General features: G+C 54.3%; 14 protein-coding genes, 1 pseudogene and 1 riboswitch. Of the genes and pseudogenes, 12 read left to right on the forward strand and 3 right to left on the reverse strand.

What is annotated here, in order from left to right:
* Position 1 precedes the first annotated feature (1 nt).
* The 7 genes and pseudogenes from lnt to rpsA all read left to right on the forward strand — a co-directional run bounded on the left by lnt (position 2) and on the right by rpsA (position 9,015).
* Positions 2-1,450: an apolipoprotein N-acyltransferase gene (gene lnt, locus R8G34_18595; protein ID MDW3224863.1), complete on the forward strand. Its 1,449-nt coding sequence runs from the start codon at positions 2-4 to the stop codon at positions 1,448-1,450.
* Positions 1,451-1,493: 43 nt separating this feature from the next.
* A riboswitch (SAM-SAH riboswitch) is annotated at positions 1,494-1,545 on the forward strand.
* 4 nt (positions 1,546-1,549) lie between these two features.
* Positions 1,550-2,731 carry a methionine adenosyltransferase gene (gene metK, locus R8G34_18600; protein ID MDW3224864.1) on the forward strand — a complete coding sequence of 394 codons (1,182 nt, stop codon included), beginning with the start codon at positions 1,550-1,552 and terminating at the stop codon, positions 2,729-2,731.
* A gap of 218 nt (positions 2,732-2,949) precedes the next feature.
* Positions 2,950-3,651 (forward strand): tRNA (guanine(46)-N(7))-methyltransferase TrmB, encoded by a 702-nt coding sequence (locus tag R8G34_18605; GenBank protein MDW3224865.1) that lies wholly within the window; start codon positions 2,950-2,952, stop codon positions 3,649-3,651.
* 77 nt (positions 3,652-3,728) lie between these two features.
* Positions 3,729-5,081 carry a 3-phosphoshikimate 1-carboxyvinyltransferase gene (gene aroA / locus R8G34_18610; GenBank protein ID MDW3224866.1) on the forward strand — a complete coding sequence of 451 codons (1,353 nt, stop codon included), beginning with the start codon at positions 3,729-3,731 and terminating at the stop codon, positions 5,079-5,081.
* Positions 5,082-5,086: 5 nt separating this feature from the next.
* Positions 5,087-5,704: a (d)CMP kinase gene (locus R8G34_18615; GenBank protein MDW3224867.1), complete on the forward strand. Its 618-nt coding sequence runs from the start codon at positions 5,087-5,089 to the stop codon at positions 5,702-5,704.
* 841 nt (positions 5,705-6,545) lie between these two features.
* A complete protein-coding gene (locus tag R8G34_18620) occupies positions 6,546-7,091 on the forward strand; it encodes a hypothetical protein (GenBank protein ID MDW3224868.1) in 546 nt (181 codons plus the stop codon).
* Positions 7,092-7,317: 226 nt separating this feature from the next.
* Positions 7,318-9,015: pseudogene (rpsA, locus tag R8G34_18625) on the forward strand (30S ribosomal protein S1).
* A 119-nt stretch (positions 9,016-9,134) separates the two neighbouring features.
* On the opposite strand, the gene R8G34_18630 reads toward rpsA, so the two are convergent.
* The 3 genes from R8G34_18630 to R8G34_18640 all read right to left on the reverse strand — a co-directional run bounded on the left by R8G34_18630 (position 9,135) and on the right by R8G34_18640 (position 11,562).
* Positions 9,135-9,422: a hypothetical protein gene (locus tag R8G34_18630; protein ID MDW3224869.1), complete on the reverse strand. Its 288-nt coding sequence runs from the start codon at positions 9,420-9,422 to the stop codon at positions 9,135-9,137.
* Between the two features lie 34 nt (positions 9,423-9,456).
* Positions 9,457-9,705, reverse strand: coding sequence for a hypothetical protein (locus tag R8G34_18635; protein ID MDW3224870.1), 249 nt, complete (start codon positions 9,703-9,705; stop codon positions 9,457-9,459).
* Positions 9,706-9,915: 210 nt separating this feature from the next.
* A complete protein-coding gene (locus R8G34_18640; protein ID MDW3224871.1) occupies positions 9,916-11,562 on the reverse strand; it encodes an NAD(P)-binding domain-containing protein in 1,647 nt (548 codons plus the stop codon).
* Between the two features lie 533 nt (positions 11,563-12,095).
* On the opposite strand from R8G34_18640, the gene ihfB reads away from it, so the two are divergent.
* The 5 genes from ihfB to trpB are packed head-to-tail and all read left to right on the forward strand — an operon-like array spanning position 12,096 to position 15,098.
* The gene (ihfB, locus tag R8G34_18645) at positions 12,096-12,380 is read left to right on the forward strand and encodes an integration host factor subunit beta (protein ID MDW3224872.1); all 285 of its coding nucleotides are present in this window, start codon (positions 12,096-12,098) and stop codon (positions 12,378-12,380) included.
* Entirely contained in the window at positions 12,380-12,730 is a 351-nt protein-coding gene (locus tag R8G34_18650; protein ID MDW3224873.1) for a LapA family protein, read from the forward strand. Before ihfB ends, R8G34_18650 begins: the two co-directional genes overlap by 1 nt.
* 46 nt (positions 12,731-12,776) lie before the next feature.
* Positions 12,777-13,421 carry a phosphoribosylanthranilate isomerase gene (locus R8G34_18655; protein ID MDW3224874.1) on the forward strand — a complete coding sequence of 215 codons (645 nt, stop codon included), beginning with the start codon at positions 12,777-12,779 and terminating at the stop codon, positions 13,419-13,421.
* 45 nt (positions 13,422-13,466) lie between these two features.
* Positions 13,467-13,835, forward strand: coding sequence for a hypothetical protein (locus R8G34_18660; protein MDW3224875.1), 369 nt, complete (start codon positions 13,467-13,469; stop codon positions 13,833-13,835).
* A gap of 30 nt (positions 13,836-13,865) precedes the next feature.
* Positions 13,866-15,098: a tryptophan synthase subunit beta gene (trpB, locus tag R8G34_18665; protein MDW3224876.1), complete on the forward strand. Its 1,233-nt coding sequence runs from the start codon at positions 13,866-13,868 to the stop codon at positions 15,096-15,098.
* Positions 15,099-15,169 lie beyond the last annotated feature (71 nt).

The following is a 15,169-nucleotide window of genomic DNA, read 5'->3' on the forward strand; positions in this document are numbered from 1 at the left end:
CGTGCTCGGGGCAATTGCATCGCTTGGTCAAGCGCCTTATGAGCAACCCATCGCCATGCTTTTGGCATTTTCGCTGGCGTTTGTGATGCTGCGGGTCGAAATGCGCGCGGGAGGAGCGGCATTGACAGGCTGGGCCTTGGGCCTTGGGTATTTCGGCGTTGCCTTGTTCTGGATTGTAGAGCCCTTCCAGATTGATCCCGACCAGCACGCCTGGATGGCACCATTTGCACTTTTCTTCATGAGCGCAGGTCTGGCGCTTTTCTGGGGTGGTGCCTTCTGGGTGGCACGCTGGTTGACCTCAGGCACATGGCCCCTGATCCTGTCATGGACCGCAGCCGAAGTCGCGCGCGCCTATGTTTTCACGGGATTTCCCTGGGCCAGTCCGGCTCAAGCACTTGTTGCAGGTTCGGCAGGTCAGGGCCTTGCTATTGTCGGCCCGCATGGGTTGATGTTTTGTTTGATGTTGACCGCATGGTGCTTGTCTCTTTCAACGATACCGGGGATAAAACATGGTGTACGTTCGGGACAGGCCCTTTTGCTCTTTGGCGCGATCGTCCTAATCTACATGCCGCCGCCGTTGCCTGGGTCACCACTGACGGGGCATTGGGTGCGCTTGATTCAGCCCAATGCTGCACAGCATCTGAAATGGCAGCCTGAATTTGCTCAGGCATTCTATGACAAACAGTTGCAGTTTACTGCCGCACCCCCTGCATCAGATAGGCCCCCACCAAGCCTGACGGTTTGGCCGGAAACAGCGATCCCCTGGAGGCTGGAAACGGCGGCGCCCGCCCTTGTGCAGATTGCAAATGCGGCAGGCGGCAAATCCGTCGCTCTTGGTCTTTTGCGCCAAGAAGATGATGCTTTGTTTAATGCGCTAGCGGTTTTGGATGCTACCGGCAACGCGTCGCAAGTCTATGACAAACATCATTTGGTACCATTTGGTGAATACATCCCCTTCGGCAGCCTTTTGAACCAATTCGGCCTTACCGGACTGGCGCAAAACTCTGCGATTGGATTCGCGAGCGGCGAGGGTCCGGAGTTGCTTGACTTTGGCGTGCTGGGCCGCGGACTTCCGTTAATCTGCTACGAGGTGGTATTCGCTCATGGGGTCAATGGACTTTCAGAACGTCCGGCGTTTTTGCTGCAAATAACCAATGATGCGTGGTTTGGGCAAAATGTAGGACCGCAACAGCACCTTGCACAGGCACGAATGCGTGCAATTGAACAAGGATTGCCTCTGATGCGGGCGGCCAATACAGGCATTTCTGCGATGATCGACCCAAAAGGCCGGATCCTCGCGAGCCTTCCGATGGACACGGCCGGCTATGTCGATGCACCCCTTCCCATGGCGAGTAGTGCAACAGTTTACAGTAGGCTCGGGGACGGACCGATAGTGATTTTGCTCGCTTTCGGACTGTTTGGTGCAAGATGGACACGTGGGCGGCATTGAGAATTCGATTGACGGTTGTATGTCGGCCACGTAAGCACTGCGGAACTCGCCACAACGGCTTCCTGACGTGGCTTGTCCTTTTCTCTATCGGAGCGATTCATGTCTCGTAAAAACTATACTTTCACCTCAGAATCCGTTTCTGAGGGACACCCGGATAAAGTCTGCGACCGTATCTCTGATGCAGTTTTGGATGCTTTTCTGGCCGTTGAACCCGAAGCGCGGGTGGCTGCCGAAACATTTGCAACAACAAATCGCGTTGTGATTGGCGGCGAAGTGGGCCTTTCCAACAAGGACACCTTGAAAGACTACATGGGGCGCATCGAAGATATCGCCCGCGCCTGCATCAAAGACATTGGCTACGAACAGGACAAATTCCACCACGCCACCTGTGAGATTACCAATCTGTTGCACGAGCAATCAGCCCACATTGCTCAGGGCGTGGATGCCAGTGGCAATAAAGACGAGGGCGCTGGCGATCAGGGTATTATGTTCGGCTTTGCAACCCGTGAGACGCCCGAGCTGATGCCTGCTCCAATTCACTATGCTCACGCGATTTTGCGGCGCTTGGCTGAAGTTCGCAAAGACGGTACCGAACCGACGCTGCGTCCCGACGCAAAGAGCCAGCTCTCTGTGCTTTATAAGGATGGAAAGCCAGTTGGGGTAAGTTCGATTGTTCTGTCTACGCAACACTCGGAGGAAAGCCAGACGTCGCATGACATCAAGGATATTGTTGAGCCATACATCCGCGAAGTCTTGCCTGAGGGATGGATCACGCCAGAGACCGAATGGTGGGTAAATCCTACGGGCACTTTCGTCATAGGTGGACCGGACGGTGATGCTGGTCTGACGGGACGCAAAATTATTGTGGACACATATGGCGGGGCGGCGCCACACGGCGGCGGAGCTTTCTCGGGCAAAGATCCGACAAAAGTGGATCGGTCCGCAGCATATGTCGCGCGATATCTGGCCAAAAATGTTGTGGCCTCCGGTCTGGCGGATAAATGCACGATCCAGCTTAGTTACGCCATCGGCGTCAGTAAGCCGCTTTCCATTTATTGCGATACCTTCGGCACCGGGGAGGTGGAAGACAGCGCAGTCGAAAACGCGATTGGTCAGATTATCGACCTTACCCCACGCGGGATTCGCGAGCACTTGCAGCTTAACAAACCGATTTACGCGCGTACGGCGGCGTATGGGCATTTCGGCAGAGCGCCAGAGGCTGACGGCGGTTTCAGTTGGGAAAAAACGGATCTGGTAGACGCCCTCAAGGCCGCTGTTTAGAAACCGGCCAAATGATTGGACCTAATTGAATGGAACCGCGTGGTATGTTGGCGCGGTTCCATTTGTTTGTTTACAGAAAAGAGCGTGCCATTCCGCACACGGCGCGTGATTGGGAGTTACCCGTTCTGAAACCTGCAGATTAGATTTCGCTTGTATAAATAATCACGATGCGCTGACGGTAAGTTGCAGAAGCCGCAAGACCCCGCTAAAGGGCGGCCATGTCACAAAAAATACGCCCCCACCGGAATTTTTACGGCCGTTTGAAAGGTAAAACGCTCAAGCGCTCACAGAGAGGATACCTGGACGAAGACCTCGTCGCACTCTCCCCGGGACGGGTTTCTTGGGAGGAAAACCCCGAAAGAACGCCGCTTGATTTGACTGCTCTCTTTGATGGCAAACCGGTTTGGCTTGAAGTGGGGTTCGGTGGTGGGGAACATCTGGTCCATCAGGCGATCAGCAATCCTAACGTCGGCATCATCGGAGCAGAACCCTACATCAACGGCGTGGCGATGCTTTTGGGCAAAATCCGGCGTGCCGGGGTTCAGAATCTTGCGGTGCATCCCGGTGATGTGCGCGATTTGTTTGACGTTCTGCCAGAAAATGGGATTGATCGCGCGTTTTTGCTATATCCGGATCCCTGGCCCAAAGCACGCCACCATCGCCGTCGGTTTGTTACGCACGAACATCTGCAACCGCTTGCGAAAACCTTGAAATCGGGCGCTACGTTTCGCGTGGCCACAGATATCGAAGACTATGTACGCCAGACTCTGGAAGAAGTGCCGAGGCATGGATTCGAATGGATGGCGGAACGTCCGCAGGATTGGCGGGACCCTTGGGGTGATTGGTTATCAACGCGTTACGAGCAAAAAGCGCTTCGGGAAGGACGCAGACCCCATTATCTGACTTTTCGAAAGATTTGACGCGTCTGCAGGGGCTGGACGCTAATGATCCGAGCAGATAAGCCTCGCGCTTAACACTTGATCCAGTTGAGAAGCATATGTCCAGTCACGGTGCGCCAATTCCCATAACGTCAACATCCTGCGGCCCCTTGTCCGGTGTAGCGCAAGTACCCGGCGATAAATCCATTTCCCACCGGTCTCTAATTCTGGGCGCGCTGAGTGTCGGGAAAACAGAAATTACCGGTTTGCTCGACGGACAGGATGTTCTGGATACGGCCAAGGCGATGCGTGCCTTTGGTGCTGAAGTCACGGACCATGGTGACGGCAACTGGGCGGTTCACGGCGTGGGGGTCGGCGGGTTTGCAGAGCCTGAGAATGTGATTGATTGTGGCAATTCAGGCACCGGTGTTCGGTTGATCATGGGGGCTATGGCCACCTCGCCGATAAGCGCGACGTTTACAGGCGACGCTTCCCTAACAGGCCGCCCTATGGCGCGCGTCACCGATCCGTTGGCGCTTTTTGGCACGCAGTCCTTTGGCCGGGCAGGCGGGCGTCTGCCAATGACCATTGTCGGCGCGGCGGACCCCGTCCCGGTCGAATATACGGTTCCCGTTCCATCCGCTCAGGTGAAATCGGCTGTGTTGCTTGCAGGTTTGAATGCGCCAGGCAAAACCGTCGTGATCGAGGCCGAAGCAACGCGCGATCATACGGAACGCATGCTGGCGGGTTTCGGCGCAGAGATCACCATCGAAGAGACAGACGCTTGCCGGGTCATCACACTGACAGGCCAGCCAGAACTGAAACCACAAAGGATAGATGTGCCGCGCGATCCTTCCTCAGCGGCGTTTCCGGTTTGTGCGGCTTTGATCGTGCCGGGGTCTGATGTGTCGGTGCCGGGTATCGGTCTCAACCCGACGCGCGCGGGCCTTTTCACAACGCTGCGGGAGATGGGTGCGGACCTGACCTATGAAAATGAGCGTTTGGAGGGGGGCGAACCGGTTGCTGATTTACGGGCGCGGTTCTCGCCGGATCTGCATGGCATCGAGGTGCCTCCGGCGCGCGCCGCGAGCATGATTGACGAATATCCGGTACTTTCGGTGGTTGCAGCGTTTGCGCAAGGTCAAACCGTCATGCGGGGCGTTAAAGAACTGCGGGTCAAGGAAAGCGACCGTATTGATGCGATGGCGGTTGGTCTGCGTGCGAATGGCATTGCCGTTGATGATGGTCCGGATTGGTGGACGGTGACGGGCCTTGGTCATGGTAACGTACCGGGGGGCGCAACATGTGCAAGCCATCTGGATCACCGGATTGCCATGTCTTTCCTGATCCTTGGGATGGCCACTCAAAATCCGGTGAGCGTGGACGATGGGGGTCCGATAGCCACATCATTCCCTGTTTTTGAGCCGTTGATGACCGCCTTGGGCGCGCAGTTGATGCGCTCAAATGTGTGAGCAATATGACCGAGCCTTTCACAATTGCCGTGGACGGTCCCGCGGCAGCGGGGAAGGGCACAATTTCCAAAGCCATTGCGGAACACTTTGGATTTGCGCATCTTGATACGGGACTCTTGTACCGCGCGGTTGGTGCGAAGTATTTGCTGGGAATGGACCCGGTGGACGCTGCGCAGCGTCTGACTACGCAGGACTTGGAAGGTAGTGGGTTGCGTGGCCCAGAAGCGGCGCAGGCCGCCAGTAAAGTCGCGGTCATTGAAGAGGTGCGCGCGGCTTTACTCGATTTCCAGCGTAGCTTCGCCCGCAGAGCCGGAGGAGCAGTTCTGGACGGGCGCGATATCGGCACGGTCATTTGCCCTCAGGCCGAGGCGAAACTATTCGTGACAGCGAGCGCAGAAGTCCGCGCGGATAGACGCTTTGCGGAGCTGGTGGCCGCAGGTTCCGCGATCAGCCGCGCGCAGGTGCTGGCAGATGTGAGAGAGCGCGATGCGCGCGACCGGGACCGCGCCACAGCGCCGCTGAAGCCCGCCGAGGATGCCTTTACCATTGATACAACAAGTATGACGATCAAGGATGCGATCGAGGCTGCCCTTGTAGCTGTTGAACTGCGGCACAACGCTTAGGATGCCGTGCCATTATCGTCCGCCCTGCCGGCGATAATCGGTCGGCGCAGGCGGTATAAAATCCAAACACGTATGAAGCCTGCATTTTCCACGTCGCCGCGTTACAAATTTGCCTCTTCGTTTGAGGCGGCCCTCCACGAACGTGGTGAAGCATCTCTTTGCAAAGCGATGCGTCACCTGAAACGTTCATTTGTCACAACCAAATTGCCGGTGGCGCAATTGGAGAGGGTGACTTCGTGGGGCGACACATCCACCTGTCCTGAAACGGGACTCAAGTCCTCTGAATACTGGCTACTTTAAGGTATCAGTCCCGTGCCGGGCGCGCTGCTTACTCGAAAGTTTGAGGTCAAAAGCTTTGCTTTCAAATCGGACATCTATGCGGCTGAATGCGAATGAACTGGCGCATGTCTCTAAAGAAACACATGCGACATTTGCCAAACCATCCGCGCATAATCTGAAGAGTGGTCAACATCATTTGAACGGGTCCAATAAATCACCGATTGGATCATCGGGCGCACAGGTTTCGCGCGGGATGTTGAGCAGCTTGGGTGAGATCAGAAGAACGCGCGGCTTTGCCGGAGAAGGCATCAGCGTCGAAATCTCACGCAAACAAACCAAATGAACGAGTTAACAGGTCATTGCTGGAAAGCGGCGAGTCTGGTGGAAGATCAAGTGAGTACCTGTTTCAAGCTCGTTGATGGAAGCCAAGTGGTGCGCGATCATCGACATGTCGCATTTCGCAGGATTACCAAAATTGTTGCAAAGCGATCACCAAAGGGTGCTTGGCGTTTGAGCGAAAGCCTGTCTAGCGTCATGTCAGTTTATTGCGAAAGGTATTCTCATGGCACGACTTCTTTTCACGTTGGCGTTTGTTTTTTTAGCAACGCTCGGTTGGGCGCAGGAAAACGACGCGCCTGACGCAACGCCGCAGATAGAGGGGCCCATGACCTTGCAGCGGCTCTCCGAAATCATTCTGGTGATTGATGCTGACGCGCGGGTGCAAGGCGCGGCAATGGAATTCACTGTTCAGGATATTCCTGTGGTCGTTATCGCCGATCCGCGCGCAGACAGAATGCGGGCTATGGTGCCGATCAGATCCGCTCAGGATCTCAAAGAGGCAGATTTACTGCGCATGATGCAGGCGAATTTCGATTCTGCGCTCGATGCACGCTATGCCGTTGCCAGAGGCCGTCTTTGGGGCGTCTTCATCCATCCACTATCGCCCTTGAAACAGGACCAGTTCCTTTCTGCGGTGGCGCAGACAGTGAATGTCGCGCGCACTTACGGACAAACCTACTCGGGGGGCGCGCAGGTTTTTGGTGGTGGGGATAGCAATGGCATCTACCAAGAGCTGCTGGACGATCTGCGCAAGGGGCAAAAGCTCTAACGTCGCAAAACTCCGTTGTATCAAAGCGCCTAAATGGGTTGATCCCGCAGCGAAACCAATTTATACGCGCGAGCGTTGACAAGGCGGGAACAGCCTTCGCAGCAGAGCAAATGGGCAGGGTCGGTGAATACCGGCCCTTCGTTTGTTTTGTGTAAAGAGTCCGCTTGCGTCAACAAATTAAGCCCAAAGACCGGCGGAGACAACCGCGCGGCCAGAAACAAACGCACAAAGGAACACACGCTACATGGCGCAAAACGCAACTATGGAAGACTTCGAAGCCCTCTTGGAAGAAAGCTTCGAAATGGACACACCCGAAGAAGGGTCTGTTGTCAAAGGTAAGGTGATCGCAATCGAAGCGGGCCAAGCCATCATCGACGTCGGCTATAAAATGGAAGGCCGCGTTGAACTCAAAGAATTCGCAGACCCCGGTGAAGCCCCCAAGATCGAAGTGGGCGACGAGGTCGAGGTTTTCCTCCGTCAGGTTGAAAACACCCGTGGCGAAGCCGTCATTTCGCGTGAAATGGCCCGTCGCGAAGAAGCATGGGACCGTCTGGAGAAAGCCTACGCCGACGAATTGCGCGTCGAAGGTGCAATCTTTGGCCGTGTCAAAGGCGGCTTTACAGTTGATCTTGGCGGCGCTGTGGCCTTCTTGCCCGGTTCGCAAGTTGATGTGCGCCCCGTGCGCGATGCAGGCCCGTTGATGGGTCTGAAACAGCCGTTCCAGATCTTGAAAATGGACCGTCGCCGGGGCAATATCGTTGTGTCGCGTCGCGCGATCCTCGAAGAATCCCGTGCCGAGCAGCGCGCCGAAGTGATTGGCAACCTCACAGAGGGCCAAACAGTCGACGGTGTGGTCAAAAACATCACTGAATACGGCGCGTTTGTAGATCTTGGCGGCGTAGACGGCCTGTTGCACGTGACAGATATGGCATGGCGCCGTGTGAACCACCCGTCCGAGATTTTGTCCATTGGCGAAACGATCAAGGTGCAGGTCATCAAGATCAACAAAGATACACATCGTATCTCGCTGGGCATGAAGCAGTTGCAGGAAGATCCATGGGATCTGGTGGCCGCGAAGTATCCGCTGGAATCCTCACACACTGGTCGCGTGACCAACATCACCGACTACGGTGCCTTTGTTGAACTTGAAGCCGGCGTTGAAGGTCTCGTGCACGTGTCCGAGATGTCCTGGACCAAAAAGAACGTACATCCGGGCAAAATCGTTTCCACAAGCCAGGAAGTCGAAGTGATGGTTCTGGAAATCGATGGCGCAAAGCGCCGCGTTTCCCTTGGTCTGAAACAAACCATGCGCAACCCATGGGAAGTGTTTGCAGAAACGCATCCCGAGGGCACGGAAGTTGAAGGCGAAGTCAAAAATATCACTGAATTTGGCCTGTTTGTTGGTCTTGAAGGTGACATTGACGGCATGGTTCACCTGTCCGACTTGTCGTGGGATGAACGCGGCGAAGACGCGATCCAGAGCTACCACAAAAACGACGTGGTGCGTGCAGTGGTCTCAGAAGTCGACGTTGAAAAAGAGCGCATCAGCCTCTCAATCAAAGGCGTCGGTGGTGACAAATTCGCTGAAGCTGTGGGCGGCGTAAAACGTGGTTCCATCGTCACGGTAAACGTGACTGCGATCGAAGAGGGCGGCATCGAAGTGGAATATGAAGGCATGAAATCCTTCATCCGTCGTTCTGATCTGTCGCGTGATCGAGCCGAACAGCGCCCAGAGCGTTTCTCGGTTGGCGACAAAGTCGACGTGCGTATCACCAATGTTGATACCAAGACACGTCGTCTGGGCGTTTCCATAAAGGCGCGCGAGATAGCGGAAGAGAAGGAAGCGGTCCAACAGTACGGCTCTTCGGATTCGGGCGCATCGCTTGGAGATATTCTGGGCGCAGCACTCAAAGACAAAGAATAACCGCGACGCTTGTCGGGAACACAAAGCCTCGCAGAGCGATCTGCGGGGCCTTTTTATTAAAAGTCCTGCGGCGTTCGTGTGGTTTCAGAGGCGGCAGGACGCTTCGACGTGCACCGTGTTTACGTCGACATCACGGCCAGACGCGCCGATGCCGCAGAAACTGTGACGCAAATACTCGTTGCCCAGATCAAAAAGGATGGCGGGTCTGAGGTGAGCGATCTTATCAAGAGACGCGGTATCGCCTCAAATGCGTCAGTCACCGTGATGTCTGTGAAGACATACTGAATTTCCGGTCCGAAACACCAGCCGTTGCAATGCTGCCAGAGATAACCGGCAGTAAAGCCACCAGTGACGCTGTTTTTGTCGAAATGTCCCGGACGGCTGCTCAGATCGTTATCGAAAAACACTTCGGGTGCAAAACGGGTCGCACAAGAAGATGCATCACTTCGTCAACAGATATTCTTTTTTTATTGAGGAGTCAGCATTCCAAACCGCTGCATCCCAGATCAATTGACCTGCAGTAGCGCCAAGTTCCAGATAGAAGTCCATCGGTAAAAAGCATACTTCTTGATGCAAGGCTGCTTTCACCCATGTTATTTTTGCTGCTGCGCCGTCCTGGTATTCGCAGATCGTTTGAGAGCATTTCTTTTGTTTACAGAGATATAAAGTGATGGAGACGGCGGCGGCCATGCTTTCAGCTTTGTCGACCTGTAACCTGCTCGAGTGAAAAATTGTATGGCGCGCCGGGGATGGCGCAGCGTGGATAACTATCGCAAATCGTTCGTCTTTACGCTGGGCTCCGTCCGCTCGCTGTTGATATAGCGCTTCGCGACAAGCGGTGATCCAGACAGGCGTCGCAGATCAGAGCCTCGGTCAGAACGGTCTAGGGCTTCTGCATGATTATTCCGCTGCGGTCTGTCTTGCGGTCACTGTGCTCAAACCTTGTTTTTTCAAGAACGCGCTGATCTGCCGGTGCGCAACATCAGATGGTGCCAAATCATCTGCAACATCTTTGAAGGTCATGCGCATCACAGTACAGGCATTTTCGTCGCGTTCTGCACGCGGCCGCCAATCCGCATCCAAATGATCAGCCAAATGTACTTCGCCGAGTTGAACGCCTGACCGGAAATGTCGGATGACAGGATGAATGAACGCGTCTGGTGTGTCACCAAATACATTATGCGCGCGTTTCACATGCATCGTGTCATCACCAAAGTCACCATACTCCAGCGTCACAATGAGATATTCGTGATCCCTGATCGAAGCCTGCGTTTGCACCCACTCAACGGGCACATCCTGATAGCTCCGCCCCGGCCGTTCGCCATCTATCAAGATCACGTCACATAAAAACCCAGGCTGAAGAAAAACACCGGAACACGTGCTGATCCGGTCGATAATTGCACCGGGCAGAAGTTCAACCTCCATCGGTATCTGCGTGCTCGGATAGGCTGTTCCCTGCACGCGCCCGGCGATGAATTCTGCTAGACATTTCACATTGTGCCGAAAACCATGCACAAACCCGGACATGGTTTTGCGGTAGTCGCGAGATTGCATGATTGTGCCGGCAAAAAACAATCCCGGAACGTCTACACTTTCCCATTCCGCCGTCATCTCCGGAAATTTGTCAAAATGGCGCAGTTCGGGCCTGATTTCTTCAGCAAAAATATCCGCGTCGAAACGAAATCCGGTGCAAGCGATCACGCGATCATAGGTCAGAACAATCTGATGGTCTTCCGCGGCGCGCATTTCGGCGGTAACAGTGTAAACACCGCCCTCGCGTTCGATCTTGACCGCCTTTGCGTCAATCACGGCGTTTTGCGACTTCAACTGATACGTATCGAGGAAATTGTTGTTTACCGCGCGTAGATGCCCGACGAAATGGGTTTGCCAGGCGAAGCGGACCGGGTTGGGGCTCATGACATGAATAGCGGCCGCGTGTTCGACCAGAGAATCCGCGGTTTCAAATGCCGAATTACCTTTGCCCAAGATCAGTACACGTTCATTCTCAAATTGTTCCGGGCTCGGGTCGAAATCGAAGTAATTGTCCACCAGTTCGAAACCCTCAATGCCCGGATCCCACGGTTGTGAAACACCGGTTGCCACAATTACATTGCGGGCGTGATGTGTCGTTCCGTCGGCGCAGCGCAACGCAAAAACGCCATCGGTTTTAGTAATTTCAACAACACTGCTGTCGCATAATATGTGGTCTTTCATCTGCGCTGCAAAAGCCTCGGCATAGTCGACAAAGTCGTCGGCAGATGGAAAATACTTCCGACTCCAGTTTTTGAACAAAAGGCCTTCGTCATTCAGAAGCGAGTTCCAGTCATAGCGGAGCCGCGTTTCCGGTTTTGACAGCCCGGTGTGGACCTTGTTTATTGATATGAACTGACGGTGTCTGGGAAATTTGCGAAAGAAACTGCAAACTTCTGATCCGCGTTCGAGGATTACGAAATCCATCCCTTTTTTTTGAAAGTAGTATCCGGCCTGCAGTCCAGCCGGCCCAGATCCAATCACGCATACATCGCGTGTTCCAGTTTTGAGTGACATCAACATATCCCTTGTCGCAACGACATTCAGTTTTGCCCTTTTTCTCATGACGGAAAATTTCGGGCTCCCTTGATACGAGATAGATCAGATTGCCCCTCTGCACGCAATGCGAGAGGTGGCCTGAATACGCTCTCCATTTCGTTTAGTTTGGCACCGCTCATTTGTTTTGCATATACTGGTGCCCGGGCTGGGGATTTGCCACGATTGTCAATTTGCATGGCGCGGTTCACTTCAGTCGCTCGAATGTGCCAAGCGCTTTGCATCGGTGAGCAAAAGCGCGTTCGCAACAGGATCTGCACGTCTTGCAACAGACGGCGAATCGTTTTGGATGCTGCGATGCAGAATGTGAACCCACCTCGTCTCAATGGCGAATATTATCAGTTGGTTTGGGAAAAACTGCACAAATACAGGGCCTTCCTGCCAAAAAACTGCCGAACGCAGGCAATGGCTCACTTTCCGAAGGCCACCTTTCTTTCTATAGTTCAATGAATGGGCGCGCCAAAAGCGTCCGATAGCCAACGAGGGGTGCTGCCATGATCCGTTCCGAACTGATCCAAAAGATCGCAGACGAAAATCCACATCTATACCAGCGAGACGTTGAGCGTATCGTCAACACAATCTTTGAAGAAGTCACAGGTGCGATGTCGCGTGGTGACCGGGTTGAGCTGCGCGGTTTTGGTGCCTTCTCTGTCAAAAAGCGCGACTCGCGCGTCGGGCGCAACCCGCGTACGGGCGAAACGGTCCATGTGGAAGAAAAGCACGTTCCATTTTTCAAGACTGGCAAACTTTTACGTGATCGCCTGAACGGGAAATCCTGATGCGATATATCCGATATGCCTGTATTGCCACATTTGCCGTGGCTCTCATCTCGGTTGCAGTGGCCAATCGCCAGATGGTCTCCTTGCAACTTATTCCGTCCGAAGTTGCAGGATGGTTTCATGTGAATCCGGGCATAGATTTGCCGCTTTTCATCGTGATCTTTGGTGGCATCATTGTCGGATTGCTGGTTGGCTTCGTTTGGGAATGGGTGCGCGAACACAACCAGCGCGCGGAAGCGGCCCGCCAAGCTCGTGAAATGCGCCGGATGGAACGTGAGATTGTAAGGCTCAAAGGCGAAAAACATCAGGGTAAAGATGAGGTTTTGGCACTTTTGGACGAGGCAAGCTGAACTTCACCCTCTTGTGCCCTGTCCCGGACCGTGATCCAACCCGAGCATGTCTAGGAATACATCAGTCAAGATTTGCGGCCTGCGTACTGAGCGGGATGTCGATGTGGTTGCGACCGCAGGGGCAGCTTATTGCGGTTTTGTATTTTTTGACAAATCTCCACGTCACGTCTCCATGGATTTGGCGCGCGCGTTGGCGTTGAAATCGCCAATCGGGTTGGCCAAGGTTGCGCTGGTCGTCAATGCGGATGACAGTTTTCTAGATGCTCTGACAGATCAGGTGCCACTGGATATGTTGCAGTTGCACGGGGCGGAAACTCCTGAGCGCGTGGCCGCCATCAAAACGCGTTTTGGATTGCCCGTTATGAAAGCCGTTGGTGTGGCAGATGCCTCTGACCTTGCAATTGTGGAAAGCTATTTCCCTGTTGCGGATCAGATTCTGGTTGACGCGAAACCGCCAAAGAATGCCGCCTTGCCGGGTGGGAACGGTCTGGCTTTTGATTGGCGGCTGATGGCAGGGCGGCGCTGGCCTGTGCCCTGGATGCTGGCCGGTGGGTTGAACCCTGAAAATGTAGCGGAAGCGATTGAGATGACCGGAGCGCAACAAGTGGATGTGTCCTCCGGTGTCGAAACAGAACCCGGCGTAAAAGATGGGTCTCTTATTAAGGCGTTTGTGTCAGCGGCAATAGGGTGATCCATACGGGGGCCGCGGGCGTACCTAAGAGCAAGGAGATCACCCATGCCACTCATCGCGATCGGTGCTGTAAAGCTCAAACATTGGATCTGGGGACCTGAGTTCTTTTGGCGGACGACGCTTTCACTTCGACAGGCCCGTACAAACGGTGATTGTACGCATGCCGAAGTCTTTGGATGGCAAGAGTATTATCTGTCACTGACCGCGTGGAGAGATGGCGCGGCGATGAAACGCTACGCGCAGTCTGGTCATCATGCGCGCGCCATGAGATGGTCGTCGCGCATTGCCATCCCGCTGCATTTTCGCCACGTGCAATTGGATCACGTGCCTTCTCACGCTCAGGCATTCGACCTTTGGCATGAAGGGCTGCGCCCGAACGAATTGCCGCTGGTCAATCATCCGTGTTCTTCATAAAACCAAACCCAAGCTAGGACGGAGAAAATTATGGCCAATGATCTTTTTAATTCCTTCATGACCGGTCCGGATGAAAACGGTCGGTTTGGTGATTTTGGTGGACGTTTTGTTTCCGAGACCCTGATGCCACTGATCCTTGAGCTTGAAGAACAATATGAGAATGCCAAGACGGATGAGACTTTTTGGGCGGAGATGAATGATCTCTGGACCAATTATGTCGGCCGCCCCAGCCCGCTCTACCTTGCCGAACGGCTGACAGCTCACTTGGGTGGTGCAAAGGTCTATATGAAACGTGACGAGTTGAACCACACCGGCGCGCATAAGATCAACAATGTTTTGGGCCAGATCATTCTGGCGCGGCGCATGGGAAAAACGCGGATCATTGCAGAAACCGGCGCTGGTCAGCACGGCGTGGCGACAGCCACAGTTTGTGCGAAATTCGGTCTGAAATGCGTGGTTTACATGGGCGCACACGACGTGGAACGTCAGGCACCGAACGTGTTTCGGATGCGTTTGTTAGGGGCAGAAGTGGTGCCTGTGACGTCGGGGCGTGGTACGCTGAAGGATGCGATGAATGACGCGTTGCGCGATTGGGTGACCAACGTTCGTGATACATTTTACTGCATCGGCACTGTTGCAGGGCCGCATCCTTACCCCGCGATGGTGAGGGATTTTCAGGCTATCATCGGCAAGGAAGTGCGCGAGCAGATGATTGCTGCCGAGGGGCGTTTTCCAGATACGTTGATCGCTGCGATTGGCGGCGGGTCTAATGCGATGGGCCTATTCTACCCGTTTTTGGATGAGAACGACGTTGGAATCATCGGTGTCGAGGCAGGGGGTAAGGGCGTAAATGCGAAAATGGAGCACTGTGCCTCCCTTACGGGCGGCCGTCCGGGCGTTTTGCATGGAAATCGCACTTATTTGTTGCAGGACGATGACGGGCAAATTCTTGAAGGATTTTCAATTTCCGCAGGATTGGACTATCCGGGCATTGGCCCCGAACACGCGTGGCTGCATGACATCGGACGGGCGAAATACGTATCGATCACGGACAACGAGGCGCTTGAAGCGTTTCAACTTTGTTGTGAGCTGGAAGGTATTATCCCGGCTCTGGAGCCAAGCCACGCGCTGGCGCATGTCATGAAAATTGCTCCTGACCTTCCCGAGGATCACATCATTTGCATGAACATGTGTGGCCGTGGCGACAAGGACATCTTTACCGTTGCCAAAGCGCTGGGATTTGAGATGGGCGAATTTGCGTGACCAACAGGCAGTACGAGACGTTGACCCATTTTCTGAATGAATTTGGCGACAGAAATGTCTCTCTTCCGGTT

The sequence above is a fragment of the Paracoccaceae bacterium genome, assembly GCA_033344815.1.
GTDB lineage: Bacteria > Pseudomonadota > Alphaproteobacteria > Rhodobacterales > Rhodobacteraceae > Roseobacter.

Bases quoted from the DNA above. Each gene is read 5' to 3' on its own strand.
- trpB (MDW3224876.1), top strand. From the start codon at position 13,866: ATGGCCAATGATCTTTTTAATTCCTTCATGACCGGTCCGGATGAAAAC.
- R8G34_18640 (MDW3224871.1), bottom strand. From the start codon at position 11,562: ATGTCACTCAAAACTGGAACACGCGATGTATGCGTGATTGGATCTGGG.
- R8G34_18660 (MDW3224875.1), top strand. From the start codon at position 13,467: ATGCCACTCATCGCGATCGGTGCTGTAAAGCTCAAACATTGGATCTGG.
- R8G34_18655 (MDW3224874.1), top strand. From the start codon at position 12,777: ATGTCTAGGAATACATCAGTCAAGATTTGCGGCCTGCGTACTGAGCGG.
- ihfB (MDW3224872.1), top strand. From the start codon at position 12,096: ATGATCCGTTCCGAACTGATCCAAAAGATCGCAGACGAAAATCCACAT.
- R8G34_18620 (MDW3224868.1), top strand. From the start codon at position 6,546: ATGGCACGACTTCTTTTCACGTTGGCGTTTGTTTTTTTAGCAACGCTC.
- metK (MDW3224864.1), top strand. From the start codon at position 1,550: ATGTCTCGTAAAAACTATACTTTCACCTCAGAATCCGTTTCTGAGGGA.
- R8G34_18615 (MDW3224867.1), top strand. From the start codon at position 5,087: ATGACCGAGCCTTTCACAATTGCCGTGGACGGTCCCGCGGCAGCGGGG.
- R8G34_18605 (MDW3224865.1), top strand. From the start codon at position 2,950: ATGTCACAAAAAATACGCCCCCACCGGAATTTTTACGGCCGTTTGAAA.
- aroA (MDW3224866.1), top strand. From the start codon at position 3,729: ATGTCCAGTCACGGTGCGCCAATTCCCATAACGTCAACATCCTGCGGC.
- R8G34_18635 (MDW3224870.1), bottom strand. From the start codon at position 9,705: ATGGCCGCCGCCGTCTCCATCACTTTATATCTCTGTAAACAAAAGAAA.
- R8G34_18650 (MDW3224873.1), top strand. From the start codon at position 12,380: ATGCGATATATCCGATATGCCTGTATTGCCACATTTGCCGTGGCTCTC.